This window comes from Polaribacter sp. R77954, assembly GCF_044595335.1.
Classification (GTDB): domain Bacteria; phylum Bacteroidota; class Bacteroidia; order Flavobacteriales; family Flavobacteriaceae; genus Polaribacter.
In genome coordinates this window covers 1,553,587-1,570,131 of record NZ_CP138992.1, presented here as the reverse complement: position 1 = coordinate 1,570,131, position 16,545 = coordinate 1,553,587, and the positions used below count along the sequence as shown (strand labels likewise).

The window sequence follows — 16,545 nt, the reverse complement described above, 5'->3', positions numbered from 1 at the left end:
CTAATTTAAAATAAAAAATCTCGCTTTAGCGAGATTTTATAAAATTTAAAATATTAATATGAAAATTACTTTTTCATAATTTTCACATTCATTTCTTCTACTTTTTTATCAGATAAAATAGAAGGTGCATTAAATAACAGATCTTCTGAAGTACCTGTTTTAGGGAAAGCCATAACCTCTCTAATAGATGCCTTCTTTTCTAAAATCATCATTAAACGATCAACTCCCCAAGCAATTCCTCCATGAGGTGGTGCTCCATATTGAAACGCTTTATACATCGTCCCCACACTTTTTATCATTTCTTCTTTGTTATAACCCATATTTCTATAAGTTGCTTCTAAGATTTCTGCTTTATGCGCACGAACTGAGCCTCCACCAATTTCGTAACCATTTAAAATTAAATCGTACTGTTGTGCTATTATGGTTCCAATTTCATCATCTTTTCCACTCATGTGTTTTTCTAAATCGTAAACAGCTGGCATTGAGAATGGATTGTGTGTAAATGTCCATCTGCCTTCATCCGTTTTTTCGAACATTGGGAAATCTACAACCCAAGCAGGTCTTAATTCCTTCGGATTTATCAATTTTAAAATACGTCCCATTTCTTGACGAACAGCATCTAAAGCTTTGTTTGCAGTTGCATAATCAGCAGCAGAGAAAAATACAATATCTCCAATTTGAGCATCTGTAGCTTTAATGATATTTGCTGCAATTTCTTCGCCTAAAAACTTAATAATTGGCGATTGTAAATCATTTTCATTTACAATAATGTAAGCCAAACCACCTAAACCATTTTGTTGAGCAATTGCAGTCAAGTTTTCTATTTGCCCTTTAGACATGCGTTTGTTGCCTTGTTCAGCAGCAGAAACTTTAATACATTTTACAATTCCACCATCATCAATTGGTTTACTAAATACTTGGAAAGTAGTGTCTTTTACAATATCTGTAATATCTTGCATTTGTAAACCATAACGTAAATCTGGTCTGTCACAACCATATTTATCCATAGCTTCTTTGTAAGTAATTACTTCAAAAGGACGTAAAATCCATTTTTTACCATAGATTTTTTTCACTACTTCATTAAACATTTTTGTGTTTAAATCTATAATTTGCTGCATACTTGCGTATGCCATTTCTATATCTAATTGTGTAAATTCTGGTTGTCTGTCTCCTCTAGAATCTTCATCTCTAAAACAACGTGCAATTTGGAAGTATTTTTCAAATCCACCAACCATTAGCATTTGTTTAAATTGCTGAGGTGCTTGTGGTAATGTGTAAAAAGAGCCAGCTTGTTTTCTGGTTGGTACAATAAATTCTCTTGCACCTTCATCTGTACCAGCAGTTAAAATTGGGGTTTCTATTTCTAGAAACTCTTCATAATCTAAAATATCTCTTAGTAGCTTAATAACTTTATGACGATTTACTATTGCCTTACGAACTTCATCATTTCTATGGTCTAAAAATTTGTACTGAAAACGAGCTGTTTCATTCGTTTTCATGGCTCTTTTTATCTCAAAAGGTAAGGTTTTTGATAAGTTTAAAATCTCTAATTCAGCAGTTTCTAATTCTATTTTACCAGTTCTTAAACCTACATTATAATCATCTTCTTTACGTTGAACAACAATTCCTTTTACAGTGATTACGGTTTCTGGTTTTAGTTTTACCAATTCGTCTAAATTCGGGAAAGTTTCTCTACTTAAACGTACTTGAAAAATTTCGTTATTAGATCCTCTTAAATCGATAAACATTAATTCTCCATGATCACGAACACTTGCAACCCATCCAGCTAATTGAACTTCTTGATTGATGAGATTTTCTGAAAGTTGTTTTATTTTATGTGTTCTATAAGTTTCTTTAATTATTATTGGAATTTCTGCTAATTCCTCTTGGTTGATGGTTTTTGGTTGATGGTTTTTGGTCGTAGATTCTAAATGTCTAACCTCACTTTTCGAACTTTCTTCATTTACAGAAATTTGCGAAAGAATTTCTTCACGAATTACTTTACCAGAAGCGCCTTTTCCAATAATTTTGATGGTTTTACCAACTAGAATTCCAGCTTTTCCTTGGTTACCGTTTTTGATGTCATCGGCAATTGCTTCATTCTCGGCAATTACTTTGATAACGGCCAATTTAATTTTTTCTTCAGAAATGGTATTTTCTTCAAAATACTTGTTGTAATCGAACTTTCTGTCTTTTAAATAACGAATAATGGCATTCTGAACTAAAACAGCCGTAATTTTTTCAGCCTTAAACAACTGAAAAATTTCAATTAAATGATTTACATCATGAATGTCTTTATACTCATCTGCACCTATATTATTCACCAAAGTTTTAGCAACAAAAGACGGATCTTTAATTACATTATTAATGGCAACAAACGTTTCAGAACGTAACGAATCTGCAGTAAAAAACTTAGCATCTTGTGGTAAAACGCCACCTTTTATCAAAATAGATTCTACAGCAAAAGGCAAAGAACTCACATCAACATCAATGGTTTCTACAACATCTTTAATGTTTACAAATGGTAAATCTGGTTCTGAAATGAATCTATAATCCGCTTCAAATTCTTTTTTACGCATTGTTTTGGTTTGCTTTAAATCTGCATCAAACAATACCGTAGTTTGGTCTGGTCTAAACTCTTTATGCTCTATATAATAGTTTAGCTGCTTTTCTACCTCTTCTTTTAAGGCATCAATCATAAACTTAAACGAATTCAAGTTTTTAATTTCTGTACGTGGATTTAAATTATAACTGTGCTTTTTTCTAAGAGATACAGAAACATCCGATTTAAATTCCCCTTTTTCTAAATTTGCTTCAGAGATTTTTAAATTTTGAACAATTCTTTGAATGTATTGTGCATATGTAGATGCATCTTCAATATGTCTTATGCAAGGCTCTGTAACAATCTCAATTAAAGGTACACCAGCTTTGTTAAAATCGACCAAAGAAATCTTCTTTTCGTGCATTAATTTTGCAGCATCTTCTTCAATATGAACTTGGGTTAGATTTACGGTAAATTGAGATCCATCATTCCTAAAACAAGAAACTTGTCCATCAGGAATTACAGGATTATGAAATTGTGTAATCTGAATATTTTTAGGATTATCTGGGTATTCATAATGTTTACGATCCCAAGAAATCACCTCATTTTCAAAGGTCGATTTTACTGCCTTTCCAAAATAAATCGCTTTTTTAATAGCTTCTTTATTAATGGAAGGTAAAACGCCCATTTGGCCAGTACAAACCGAACAGATATTTGTGTTAGGTTTTTCGGTTTCTTGATTCGCACAAGAACAAAACAATTTGGTATTTGTGTTTAGGCGAACGTGTGTTTCTAAACCAATTACTAGTTCTAAATCATTCTTTTTTAGCAGTTCATTTAAGTGTTCTAACTCCATTATATCAATTCTTTTAAGAAGTTTGCAAATTGCAATACCATAGCATCATTCTTTTTGGCTGCTGTAATTTGAATGCCTGTTGCTGTGCCTTGTGGTGCAGTTAAGGTTGGTAATTGACCTAAACTAAAACCTACTGTATAAGCATCTGATAAATACATGGCTAAAGGATCTTTTAAACTATCTCCAATTTTTGGAGGGGTATTAGGCGTTACAGGCGATAAAATAATATCAACTTCCTTGAAATCCTTTTCGAAATTCGCTGCAATTTGATCTTTTAAATTCAATCCTTTTAAATAAATTTCATCAGAAAAACCTTGAGATAATACCTGGTTTCCACCCACAATTCTACGTTTTGTTTCTTCAGAAAAATTTTCAGATCGAGTAATAGAGTACGTATCTTTTAAATTATCTCCTTCAATTCTATGTCCATAATTTGTGCCATCTAATCTCGATAAATTTGATGCAGTTTCTGCCATTGCCAAAGTATAATACGTAGAAACTAACGTGTCCGATTCAAAGAAATCTAAGGCTTTAATTTCAAAACCTTTGTCTTTTATTTTGGCAATAGTTGCTAGAAAATCTGATTTTATTGCGGGACTAATGGCATCACTTTCAATAAAATTTTTGAAATATCCTACTGATTTTATGTTGTCAATTTTTGTACTATTTTCTTGAGATATTTCTTCTGATGGATATGTGGTTTGATCTTTTACATCTTTACCACTCATTACATTTAAAACAATTCTTACATCTTCTATCGATTTTGCAATAGGCCCAACACAATCTGTAGAAGATGCGTATGCCATCAAACCAAAACGAGAAATTCTGCCATAAGTTGGTTTTAAACCGTACACATTATTATAACCAGATGGCTGACGAATAGAACCTCCTGTATCTCCACCAATAGAAAAAACAGTGAAATCTTTGGCAACGTTTACAGCAGAGCCACCACTTGAGCCTCCACCAACCAAATCTGGATTGACAGCATTTTTAACAGCACCAAAAATGGTGTTTTCTGATGATGAACCATGACCAAAACTATCACAGTTTTCCTTTACTAAAGGAATTGCTCCTGCATCTAATAATTTTTGAATGGCTGTTGCTGTATAGGATGATTTGTAGTTTTTTAATAAATCAGAACTTGCTGTGGTATAGGTGCCTTGAACCATATATACATCTTTAATACCAAAAGGTATTCCTTCTAACAAACCGATTTTTTCTCCGTTTTCAATTTTAGTATCTACTTTTTTAGCTAAATCTAAAGCGATGTCTTCTAATAATGAATTTACGGTATGATGTGTATTTTGTTTTAATAAATCCAAATGTTTTTGAATCAATTCTAAACAAGAAAATTCTCTGTTTATAAGTTGATTATGGATTTGTTTGATTTTACTCATATATATTCTTTTTTAGTTTTTGTTGTCGTTAACCAACAACAAAAAACTATCAACTATGTTATTCTTCTATTACTTTAGCAACTGCTAGATAACCGTTCTTTTCTTTGGGGAAGTTTTCAATAATAATTTGTTTTTCAATTGCAGCACTATCAATAACAATATCTTCTCTTAAATCATCTAAAGACACAGCATTGTTAGGGTGATTGAAGTTGTTTGTTGAAGTATTTGCATTTTGTATTACTTCAAATAATTTGCTTACAGTTTCTGATTCTTTAGCTCCTTTAATACTCGACAAAATGTCGACAGTCATCATTTTACTCATCTTTTTTATTTTTAAATCCTGAAACTAGTTCAAGAATAACAAAAAAGCCTTCCAAATTGGAAGGCTTTTAATATTTTTTAAACAACATCCTCCCAATCCTAAAAAATAGAATTGTTGAAATTAATATTGTTATTATTGATGCTCATTTTTTTTGCAAATATCGACAAATATATATAGAATAGTTTTGTCCACAAGTTTTTATTTACTTTTTCTGTTGGTTTAAATAATTGCTAAAAAAAACACACCAATAATTTAACATAAATTATTGGCGCATTCATTAATTCAGTAAATTCAAATCAAACACTTTGTTTGGAGGTACAAATTAACAAGATTTAATTGGTATTGTAAACGCATAATTAATTATCGGTTTATAATTAATACTTTTTTTATTGATTTGGTGTATAATCGTAATTTGAATAGTGTTTGAACTAAGGTTCTGTTTAAAGAAATAAATTCTATCAAAAAAATCTTAAAATAAATTTGTTCAACTAAAAAACCCTTTCTACATTTGTAACAATAATGAAAATTAATACTAAAAATACATGGTGGTGGAACTCTCTTAACAAATAAGTGAGAATAAAACCTATATGTAAACAATATTAAAAAGGCTTATCTCACGATAAGCCTTTTTTTAATGCTGAACTTGTTTCAGTATCAAAAAGCCCATCCTAACCTTCCTAAAGGAAAGGTATAAAAAACGGATATAATATGAGTACAGAAAAAAATACAGTTGACCCACAAGAGTTTTTCCTTTTTGGGGAAAGTAAAAGGGGCTTGAAGTTCAAAACCCTTTCGAAAACTAAAATAGCAGATACCATTACACCTGTAGGCTTGTATTTGCGTTTTAGAGATAAATATGCCAATACACTTTTATTAGAAAGTTCAGACTATCATAGCAAAGAAGAAAGTTTTTCTTTTATTGCTATAGAACCTGTGGTAACTATTAAAGCAGAAAATCATCATTTGAGTTTTTCTTATAAAGGAGTTCAATTAGCTAATCAGAAAATAGATAAAAATTTCAATACTATTTTCGAAAATTATAGTCAAGCTATTGATTTAGATTGTCCTGCTGAATTGAAGTCTTTTAACGGTTTGTACGGCTATACAACCTATGATTCTGTTCAGTATTTTGAGAATATTACATTAAATGTTGATGAAGCTCCATCTGCAATTCCTTTGCTACAATACAGTTTTTATAGATTTATAATTGCTATCAATCATTTTAATGATGAAATGACATTGATAGAAAATATTGAAGAAGGAACTGAATCTCGAATTAAAGAAATACAAACGATTATAGATGCACAAGCTTTCAATACACAAAAATTTGAAATTGTTGGAAAAGAAACCTCTAACGTGAAAGGTGAGGAGTTTATCGAGTATGTAAAAAAAGCAAAATCACACTGTAAAAGAGGAGATGTTTTTCAGTTGGTATTATCGCGTCAATTTCAACAAAAATTTAAAGGAGATGAATTCAATGTGTACAGAGCATTGCGTTCTATAAATCCTTCTCCATATTTATTCTTTTTCGATTATGGTTCTTTTAAGTTGATGGGGTCTTCACCAGAAGCACAAATAAAAATCAGCCAAGGAAAAGCCACTATAAATCCAATTGCAGGAACGTTCAGAAGAACAGGAGATATGGCTAAAGACATTCAGTTAGGTAAAAAATTATCAGCAGATAAAAAGGAAACTGCAGAACATGTAATGTTGGTAGATTTAGCGCGTAACGATTTAAGTAAACATGCAGATAAGGTAGAAGTTGAGGTGTTTAAAGAAGTACAGTATTTTAGCCACGTTATTCATTTGGTATCAACAGTCTCTGGTCAATTAAAAGGAAATCCCATAGAAATTGTAGGAGATACTTTTCCTGCAGGAACCTTAAGTGGCGCACCAAAGTACAAAGCCATGCAATTAATTGATACTTACGAAAATCAATCTCGTGGATTTTATGGAGGAGCAGTAGGAATTATTGGTTTAGATGGTTCAGTAAATTTAGCCATTGCTATTAGAAGTTTTGTAAGTAAAAACAAGACTTTATATTACCAAGCAGGAGCAGGAATCGTAATTCATTCTGATGAAGAAAAAGAATTACAAGAAGTTAATAATAAGTTAGCAGCATTAAAAAAGGCGTTGATTTTAGCAGAAAATATTTAGGGCGTTTTAACGGGCTTTCATTACTCGCTTTTTTTGAGAAAAACAAAAAAGAGCTCAAACAGGCCATTCAATCCCTAACGCAGATTGAGCATTTTAATAAAGATTTGTAGAGAATTAAACAAATCCACAATTAAACGATTACACAACAAAAAAATATGAAAATATTAATTTTAGACAATTACGATTCATTTACCTATAACTTGGTGCATATGGTAGAAAAAATTACAGGTAATTTTCCTGCAGTTTTTAGAAACGATGAAATCAGTATTGCAGATGTTGGAAATTACGACATTATTATGTTATCTCCAGGCCCAGGAATTCCAGATGAAGCAGGAATTTTAAAAGAAGTGATTAAAACCTATGCAGGTAAAAAACCCATTTTTGGAGTTTGTTTAGGTTTACAAGCAATTACAGAAGTTTTTGGTGGAACAATCATCAATCTAGATGATGTATTTCATGGAGTTGCCACAGAAATGTCAGTAACAGATACTAATGCAATTATTTTTAAAGATGTACCAGAAACGTTTTTAGCAGCACGTTACCATTCTTGGGCAGCTACAGATGAAGATTTTCCAAACGAATTAAAAGTAACTGCAAGAGATGAAGAAGGAGGAATTCAAGCTATAGAACATCAGGAATATAATATTTCAGCGGTTCAATTTCATCCAGAATCTATTTTAACAGATGTTGGTGAGCAATTGGTTACAAATTTTATTAAAAACGCAAGCCCATCCTAACCTTCCCAAAGGGAAGGAATGAGCAAGTTTATGAAAAAGAAAGGAACACAAAATTAACACAAGAGTGTTTTCCCCTTTGGGGAAATTAAAAGAGGCTTTTATGAAATCAATTTTAAATAGACTATACAATCACGAAAGATTGTCAAAATCTGAAGCTACACAAATCTTAAAAGATATAGCTGCAGAGCAATATAATGATGCACATTTAGCATCTTTTATGACGGTTTTTATGATGCGTCCAATTACTGTTGATGAACTTTCTGGTTTTAGAGATGCGTTAAAAGAATTATCAATAAAAGTAGATTTATCAGCTTATAACACAATTGACATAGTTGGAACTGGTGGAGATGGAAAAGATACGTTTAACATATCAACTTTAACCTCTTTTATTGTTGCAGGAACTGGACAAAAAGTAGCAAAACACGGTAATTATTCTGTGTCTTCACAATCTGGTTCTTCTGATATGTTAGAGAGTTTTGGTTACGAGTTTACCAATGATGAAAACATTTTAAAAGAGCATTTAGAAAAAGCAAATATTTGTTTTTTACACGCACCAAAATTTCATCCAGCAATGAAAGCTGTTGGGCCAACAAGAAAAGCATTAGCATTAAAAACATTCTTTAATATGTTAGGGCCTTTGGTCAATCCAAGCTCTCCCAAAAATCACATGTTGGGTACTTTTAATTTAGAAGTAGCGCGTTTGTACAACTATATTTTACAAGAGGAAGATAACATCAATTACGGAATAATTCACGCTCTAGATGGTTATGATGAAATTTCGCTTACTAGTGGATTTAAAATCTTTACCAAAAAAGGAGAACAAATAATTACACCTGAAGATTTAGGTCAAAAGAGATTGCAACAATCAGATATTTTTGGTGGGAATAATGTTGATGATGCAGCAAAAATTTTCAAAACCATTTTAGAAGGAAAAGGAACTGAGGCACAAAATAATGTGGTATTAACCAATGCTGCTTTCGCATTAAAAATAGTAGAGGAAACAAAGTCTTTTGAAACTGCTTTTCAAGAAGCTAGAGATTCACTTTTTGGATTGAAAGCAAAACAAACGTTAGAGAAATTAGTTAGTTTATAAAGGTTTAAGACCTCACAGGTTTTAAAAACCTGTGAGGTCTGTGATTAAAATTAAAAATGACAAAAAAGAAAAACAATTTAATTCTAATAATTCCTGCTTTTCTATTAATAGGAACTGCAATAGGAGTTCAAACCCAATCAGTATTCAAACAATCTGTTATTGGATTGATAGTTGGAGTAGTTGTTTACTTTTTTTTGAGGCATAGAAATAGGAAATTAGATAAGTAATGTCATTTCGAACGAAATGAAATGAAGTTGAGAAATCTCAATTAATATTTAAGATTTCTCCATAAAGTCGAAATGACAAATATTGAAAAAAATGACAATTTTAGATAAAATAATCGCATTTAAAAAAAAGGAAGTAGCAAAGATAAAAGCAGAAGTTCCTGTAAAGAAATTGGTAGAAAGTCCGAGTTTTAAAAGAACACCTCTTTCTTTAAAAAAATCTTTGTTAGAAGTTGGTTCAACAGGCATTATTGCAGAATTTAAGCGTCAATCTCCATCTAAAGGAATTATAAATGATAAAGCAACTATTGCAGAGGTTACTAATGGGTATTTAGATGCTAATGTTTCAGCGCAATCCATTTTAACAGATACTTCATTTTTTGGAGGAACTATGGCAGATTTAATGGAAGCAAGAGTAATCAATCAAACCAAACCAATTTTAAGAAAAGATTTTGTGGTTGACGGATTCCAAATTGTAGAAGCCAAAGCCATAGGTGCAGATGTTATTTTATTAATTGCATCTTGCTTAACATCAACAGAATTAAAAAACTATGGAAATTTAGCAACAGATTTAGGATTGAGTGTTTTATACGAAGTGCACACCCAAGAAGATTTAGATAAAATTAATGATTTAGATAATAAAATTATTGGTGTAAATAATCGTAATTTAAAAACCTTTGAAGTAGATTTGGAGCATTCTATTAAATTGGCAGATCAAATTCCTGATACCTCAATTAAAGTTTCAGAAAGTGGAATTTCTGATCCAAAAATAATCACAGGTTTAAAAGAGTTTGGTTTTCAAGGGTTTTTAATAGGAGAAAGTTTTATGGCAGCAGAAAATCCTGGAGAGGCTTGTCAAGATTTTATTAATCAGATTAGGTAGAAAATCCCATCCTAACCTTCCCAAAGGGAAGGAACTCTCACTGTTGAGAAAAAGAAAATAATATAATTAAGAGATTTGGAAAATATGAATCAGAATAAACCGCAAACTAATTCACGCGTGTTCCCCTTTGGGGAAACAGGGGCTCTGAAATTAAAGGTTTGTGGAATGAAATACATAGAAAATATGCAGCAGGTTGCAGAATTACAGCCTGATTATTTAGGGTTTATTTTCTATGAAAAATCCAAAAGAAATTTTGAAGGAATTATTCCAGAACTTCCAAAAGAGATTAAAAAGGTAGGTGTTTTTGTGAATGAAGTACCTGAAATTTTAGTGTCAATTATAGAAGAATATCAATTAGATGCTATTCAGTTGCATGGAGATGAATCTGTGGACTACATTCGACTTTTAAAGGAGAATTTACGACAAGCTGAACTTGATTCAGCCTCTCATTATGTTAGGTCAAAAAAAAATAAGAGTTCAAAAAGAAAGAACCTGAATCATGTTCAGGTTATAAAAGTTTTCGGAATTAAAGATGAATTCAACTTTGAAGTATTACAACCATATATAGACGAGGTTGATTATTTTTTATTTGATACAAAAGGAAAAGAACGAGGAGGAAATGGAGTTAAATTTGATTGGACCGTTTTAGAAAAATATCCATATCAAAAACTTTTCTTTTTAAGTGGAGGAATAGGTTTAGACGATGTAGAACAAATCCAAATAGTAAGAAAAACCAATTTACCTATTTATGCTTTGGATGTAAATAGTAAATTTGAAATTGAGCCAGGGAAAAAGAAAATTAAAGAATTAAGAGAGTTTAAAGAATCTGTCATTTCGAGCGAAACAAAGTGAAGTCGAGAAATCTATAATAGATATTTGAGATTTCTCCATAAAGTCGAAATGACAACAGCGAAATTATAAATTATGAAATCAAAGTTTCAACCTGATGAGAATGGATATTTTGGACAATTTGGAGGAGCATTTATTCCAGAGTTGCTATATCCTAATGTAAAAGAATTAGAAGATAATTATATTCAAATTATCGAGTCAGAAGAATTTCAACAAGAGTATAAATCTTTATTAAAAGACTATGTTGGGCGTCCAACACCTTTGTATTTTGCTAAGCGATTATCAGAAAAATATGGTGCTCATATCTATTTAAAACGAGAAGATTTAAATCATACAGGTGCACACAAAGTAAACAATACTGTGGGGCAAATTTTGATCGCAAAAAAGTTAGGCAAAACAAAAATTATTGCTGAAACTGGTGCAGGACAACATGGTGTTGCAACAGCAACAGTTTGTGCTTTGATGGGTTTAGAATGTACCGTTTTTATGGGCGAAAAGGACATTGTTCGTCAAGCACCCAATGTAGCCAGAATGAAAATGTTGGGCGCAAAAGTGGTTGCAGCAGTTTCTGGATCAAAAACCTTAAAAGATGCTACTAATGAAGCGATTCGTTATTGGATTCAAAACCCAGAAACGTTTTATTTAATTGGTTCTGTGGTAGGGCCACATCCACATCCAGATATGGTGGCTCGTTTGCAAGCGGTAATTTCTGAAGAGATGAAATGGCAACTGAAAGAAAAAACAGGTAAAGAAAATCCAGATACTATCATTGCTTGTGTTGGTGGAGGTAGTAATGCAGCAGGTGCATTTTATCATTATATGGATGATGAAGAGGTAGAATTAGTGGCTGTTGAAGCAGCTGGTTTAGGCGTAAATTCGGGCGAAAGTGCTGCAACTTCTCAATTAGGTGAAGTGGGTATTATTCATGGTTCTAAAACCATCTTAATGCAAGATGATTATGGTCAAATTGTAGAACCTTATTCTATTTCTGCGGGTTTAGATTATCCAGGAGTTGGTCCTTTACACGCGTATTTATACGAAAGTAAAAGAGCTACTTTTTTAAATGCAACTGATCAAGAAGCATTAACAGCTGCCTATGAATTGACCAAGATAGAAGGAATAATTCCTGCTTTAGAAACAGCACACGCATTGGCTGTATTACCAAAAATGGATTTGAAAAAAGATCAAGTGGTGGTCATCAATTTATCAGGTAGAGGAGATAAAGATTTAGAAACGTTTATTAAGCATCTTAAAGAGTAGTGAAAAGTTTCAAAGTTGATTGTTATAAAGTTTGATTTAAAAACAAATAACTATCAACTCAAAACCATCAACCAGAAAAACATGAATTCAATCCAAAAATTATTTCAACAAAAAGATAAAAATTTACTATCCATTTATTTTACTTGTGGGTATCCAGAATTAGATGATACCATCAAAGTAATTCAAGAATTAGAAAAAAGTGGAGTAGATTTTATAGAAGTTGGTTTGCCATATTCAGATCCTTTAGCAGATGGCCCAACCATTCAAGACAGTAGTCAAAAAGCCTTAGAAAATGGTATCAATTTAGATATTGTTTTCGAGCAGCTCATCTCAATCAAAGAGAAAAATAATACACCTTTAGTGTTAATGGGCTATTTAAACCAAATGCTAAAGTATGGTGAAGAAAAGTTTTGTAAAAAAATTGTAGATTGTGGCATAGATACAGTCATCATTCCAGATTTACCTATGGTAGAGTTTGAGAATCATTACCAACATTTATTTGATAAATACGGAATCACCAACGTGTTTTTAATTACACCTCATACTTCTATAGATCGAATTCAAAAGATTGATGCGTACTCAAAAGCATTTATTTATGTGGTTGCATCAGCTTCAATTACAGGGGCTAAAGGTGAAATTTCGAATCAGCAAATTGCTTATTTTGAAAGAATTAAAGCAATGAATTTAAAAAACAAACTGATTGTTGGTTTTGGTATTTCAGATAAATCTACGTTTAATACAGCTTGTGCTTATGCCAATGGTGCTATTATTGGTTCTGCTTTTATAAAAGACTTGGGTAAAAATGGAGTTGATAAAATTAATGATTTTATTGCGCCTATTATAAGTTAAGGAAATCTAAAATTTTTAAAAACTCATAGAGAAGTCTTCAAAATCAAAGTAATATAGTTTAATTTAGTTGTCTTTAAAACTACCTAAGATGACTAAAAAAACTATTATTATTTGCTTTTTACTAAGTAATTTTTCATTACTTGTAGCACAAACATCTTTAATTCGAATGCCAAGCATTAGTCCAGATGCAAGTCAACTCGCTTTTTCATATCAAGGAGATATTTGGGTTTATCACCTAAATACAAACCAATCTAAAAGGCTTACGGTTCACGAAGCGTATGAAAGTAATCCTATTTGGAATAGTGATGGAAATCAGTTGGCTTTTTCATCTAACAGAAAAGGTGCAAATAATATTTTTACAATTTCTAAAATGGGTGGTATGCCAAAACAACTCACCTATTACCCAACCACAGATACTCCTTACGATTGGACCAAAGAAAATAATATTTTATTTACCACAAATAGAGTGTTAAAAGGGCCACAATGGGATGCGCAAACCTATCATATTAATGCTGATGGAGGAACACCACAAAGAACCATTACAGCTTTAGGTTCAATGGCTACACAATCGCCAAATGGAAAATTTATTGCCTATGCTAAAGGTGCTTGTAGAATTTCTAGAGAAGATTATTCAGGTTCTGCACAAAGAGATATTTGGATTTTTAACAAAGATTCAAAGCAATATATTCAGGTTACATATACTCAAAAAAATGAGCATTCTCCACAATGGGATGCTAATGGAAATCTGTATTATATTGGTGCAGAAAGTGGACGCTATAATATTTATAAGACCTCAATTTCATCTGATGGCACTGAAACCGATAATCCTAGTAAATTAACAAATCAAACCAAAAATGGCGTTGTTTCTTTTTCTGTAAGTGATGATGGAACCATTGTATATTCCACGTTATTTAATATCTATCATTTAAAAAATGGAAGTGCAAAAAAATTAAATATCAATTTAAATACAGATTATCGTTTCGAATTAGAAAAAACAGCAACTACTTCATCAGATATTTCTAGTTTTGATGTTTCTCCAAATGGCAAATTAGCGGCTATGGAAATTCAAGGAGAAATTTTTGTAAAAGAAAATAACAAAGAAAAGAAGAATACCAATAACGTAAGTAATCATCCTTTTAGAGATCGAGATCCACAGTGGATAAGTAATAAAGAAGTGTTGTTTATTTCGGATAGAGATGGGCATAACGAAATTTATGTGTCTAGCTCTAAAGATACTTTAGTAGGTTTAGAACGAAGTTTAAAAATCGAAACTAAAAAATTAACCAAAAGTAAAGAAGATGTTTATAATCTTTTGGTTTCGCCAGATCATAAAAAAGTAGCTTATCAAGTTGGCCGTGGAAATTTAATGGTAGCAGATTATAAGAAAGGAAAAATTACAAATATTATTCCTTTTTCTGAAGGATGGGGAGCACCATCTGGAGTAAGTTGGAGTCCTGATAGTAGGTATTTAGCCTACTCTCAACAAGATTTAGATTTTGATAGTGAAATATTTATTCAATCTGTAGAGAATCCCAAAGAAAAATTTAATGTGTCTATGCATCCCAGAAGTGATCGTTCTCCTGCTTGGAGTCCAGATGGTAAAATGCTTTCTTTTGCATCTAACAGAAGTGGTAATAGAGGAGGTGTTGATTATGATATTTGGATGGTTTGGCTAAATAAGGAAGATTGGGAAAGAACCAGAACAGATCGAGAAAATGGAGATTATTATCAACCAAAACCCTTAAAGAAATCAAAAAAAGAAAAATCAGTAAAGGTTACTATAGATAAAGATAAAATCTATGATCGATTGGTAAGAATTACAAGTTTGCCAGATGATGAATTCGGTGGAATGTTCAGTCCAGATAATAAAAGTATTTACTATTCAGCAACAAATCCGGCAACAAATAGTAGAAGTTTTTATAAAGTAAAATTAGAAGGTGGAAGTCCAAAAGAAATCAAAGGAACTTCCAGAATTGGCGGTTTTTCTGAAGTTAATGGTAAATTTTATTTTACTTCAAGAGGTAGATTAAGTGAATTGAATCCAAAAACAGACAAAGTAACCTCATACCCACATTCTGCAAAATATACTTCAGATTTTATGGCGATGAATGCACAAATGTTCGAAGAAGGAACACGTGTGTTAACAATGGGTTTTTATGACCCTAATTTTCATGGATATGATTGGAAAGGTTTGGTGAAAAAGTACAAACCTTTAGCATTAAAAGCGAGTACTGCTCAAGATTATGCTTTTGTTTTTAATCAATTATTGGGCCAATTAAATGCAAGCCATATGGGGTATAGAGGAAGCACACCAGAAGAAACCAATAGTGATAATATTGGGCTTTTAGGTTTAGAAGTAAAAAATACATCTAAAGGTGCAGAAGTTGTTTACGTTTTAGACAATTCAGTTGCTGATAAAAGCAAAGTAGATTTGAATGTAGGTGATGTAATTACTGCCATTAACAATGTAAAAATTGATAAGAATACCAATTTTTACAGAGTGTTAAAAAATACAAGGGGAGATGAAGTGTTGTTAACTCTTGCCAATGGAAAAGAATTGGTAGCAAGAACATCTGGTAGTTTACGTAATTTACAATACCAAGCTTGGGTAGAATCTAGGAAAGAGTTGGTAAACAAGTTTTCAAATGGAAAATTAGGGTATATTCATATTCAAGGTATGAATGCGCCAAGTTTTGAGCGTTTTGAACGCGAACTTAAAGCGAGTGGTTATGGCAAAGAAGGTATTGTGATTGATGTGCGTTATAATGGTGGTGGTTGGACCACAGATCGTTTAATGGCGGTTTTAAATGTATATCAACATGCATATACAGTGCCAAGAGGAGCTGCTAAAAATTTAGAGAAAGAGAATAAAAAATTCGCAAAACATTATCCATTTAATGAAAGAGCAATTTTATCTGTAAACACAAAACCAAGTGTGGCATTATGTAATGAAAACAGTTATTCTAATGCAGAAATATTTTCTCATGCTTACAAAAATTTAGGGTTAGGTAAACTAGTTGGGCAACCTACTTTTGGGGCAGTAATATCAACAGGAGGTTATGGTTTAACCAATGGTTATGTAAGAATGCCATTTAGAGCTTGGTATGTTGCAAAATCTGGTAAAAATATGGAAAATGAAGCACCTGCAGTACCAGATTATTTGGTAAAAAATGCTCCAGGTTGGGCAGATAGAAATGAAGACGACCAATTGAAAAAGGCAGTTGAAGTTTTATTAGAAGACTTAAAATAATACGAAAGTTTTACTCATAAAAATGAAAGCAGTGATTTTTAAATTACTGCTTTTTCTATTTCTTAAAACCTGCTCATGCCAAAAAATATACATTTTATAAAGTAGAACGTACTATTTGTAAATAAT

At 31.7% G+C, this 16,545-nt stretch carries 11 protein-coding genes; 8 read left to right on the top strand and 3 right to left on the bottom strand.

What is annotated here, in order from left to right; translation table 11 throughout:
• Positions 1-65 precede the first annotated feature (65 nt).
• The 3 genes from gatB/aspS to SJY27_RS06785 are packed head-to-tail and all read right to left on the bottom strand — an operon-like array spanning position 66 to position 5,117.
• Positions 66-3,398 (bottom strand): bifunctional amidotransferase subunit GatB/aspartate--tRNA ligase AspS, encoded by a 3,333-nt coding sequence (gatB/aspS, locus tag SJY27_RS06795; protein ID WP_397447507.1) that lies wholly within the window; start codon positions 3,396-3,398, stop codon positions 66-68.
• On the bottom strand, positions 3,398-4,795 hold the full coding sequence (locus SJY27_RS06790; RefSeq protein WP_397447506.1) for an amidase family protein: 1,398 nt from the start codon (positions 4,793-4,795) through the stop codon (positions 3,398-3,400). The genes gatB/aspS and SJY27_RS06790 overlap by 1 nt, the downstream gene beginning before the upstream one ends.
• 58 nt (positions 4,796-4,853) lie before the next feature.
• Positions 4,854-5,117: a hypothetical protein gene (locus tag SJY27_RS06785; protein ID WP_397447505.1), complete on the bottom strand. Its 264-nt coding sequence runs from the start codon at positions 5,115-5,117 to the stop codon at positions 4,854-4,856.
• A 708-nt stretch (positions 5,118-5,825) separates the two neighbouring features.
• Here SJY27_RS06785 and SJY27_RS06780 point away from each other — a divergent pair.
• The 8 genes from SJY27_RS06780 to SJY27_RS06745 all read left to right on the top strand — a co-directional run bounded on the left by SJY27_RS06780 (position 5,826) and on the right by SJY27_RS06745 (position 16,419).
• A complete protein-coding gene (locus SJY27_RS06780) occupies positions 5,826-7,274 on the top strand; it encodes an anthranilate synthase component I family protein (protein ID WP_397447504.1) in 1,449 nt (482 codons plus the stop codon).
• A gap of 155 nt (positions 7,275-7,429) precedes the next feature.
• Positions 7,430-8,011: an anthranilate synthase component II gene (locus SJY27_RS06775; RefSeq protein ID WP_397447503.1), complete on the top strand. Its 582-nt coding sequence runs from the start codon at positions 7,430-7,432 to the stop codon at positions 8,009-8,011.
• 100 nt (positions 8,012-8,111) lie between these two features.
• The gene (gene trpD / locus SJY27_RS06770; RefSeq protein ID WP_397447502.1) at positions 8,112-9,104 is read left to right on the top strand and encodes an anthranilate phosphoribosyltransferase; all 993 of its coding nucleotides are present in this window, start codon (positions 8,112-8,114) and stop codon (positions 9,102-9,104) included.
• 318 nt (positions 9,105-9,422) lie between these two features.
• Positions 9,423-10,211 (top strand): indole-3-glycerol phosphate synthase TrpC, encoded by a 789-nt coding sequence (gene trpC / locus SJY27_RS06765; RefSeq protein ID WP_397447501.1) that lies wholly within the window; start codon positions 9,423-9,425, stop codon positions 10,209-10,211.
• 165 nt (positions 10,212-10,376) lie between these two features.
• Positions 10,377-11,063: a phosphoribosylanthranilate isomerase gene (locus SJY27_RS06760; RefSeq protein WP_397447500.1), complete on the top strand. Its 687-nt coding sequence runs from the start codon at positions 10,377-10,379 to the stop codon at positions 11,061-11,063.
• A 72-nt stretch (positions 11,064-11,135) separates the two neighbouring features.
• The gene (gene trpB, locus SJY27_RS06755) at positions 11,136-12,320 is read left to right on the top strand and encodes a tryptophan synthase subunit beta (RefSeq protein WP_397447499.1); all 1,185 of its coding nucleotides are present in this window, start codon (positions 11,136-11,138) and stop codon (positions 12,318-12,320) included.
• Between the two features lie 81 nt (positions 12,321-12,401).
• Positions 12,402-13,169, top strand: coding sequence for a tryptophan synthase subunit alpha (trpA, locus tag SJY27_RS06750; protein ID WP_397447498.1), 768 nt, complete (start codon positions 12,402-12,404; stop codon positions 13,167-13,169).
• Positions 13,170-13,257: 88 nt separating this feature from the next.
• Positions 13,258-16,419: a S41 family peptidase gene (locus SJY27_RS06745; RefSeq protein ID WP_397447497.1), complete on the top strand. Its 3,162-nt coding sequence runs from the start codon at positions 13,258-13,260 to the stop codon at positions 16,417-16,419.
• Positions 16,420-16,545: the final 126 nt, after the last annotated feature.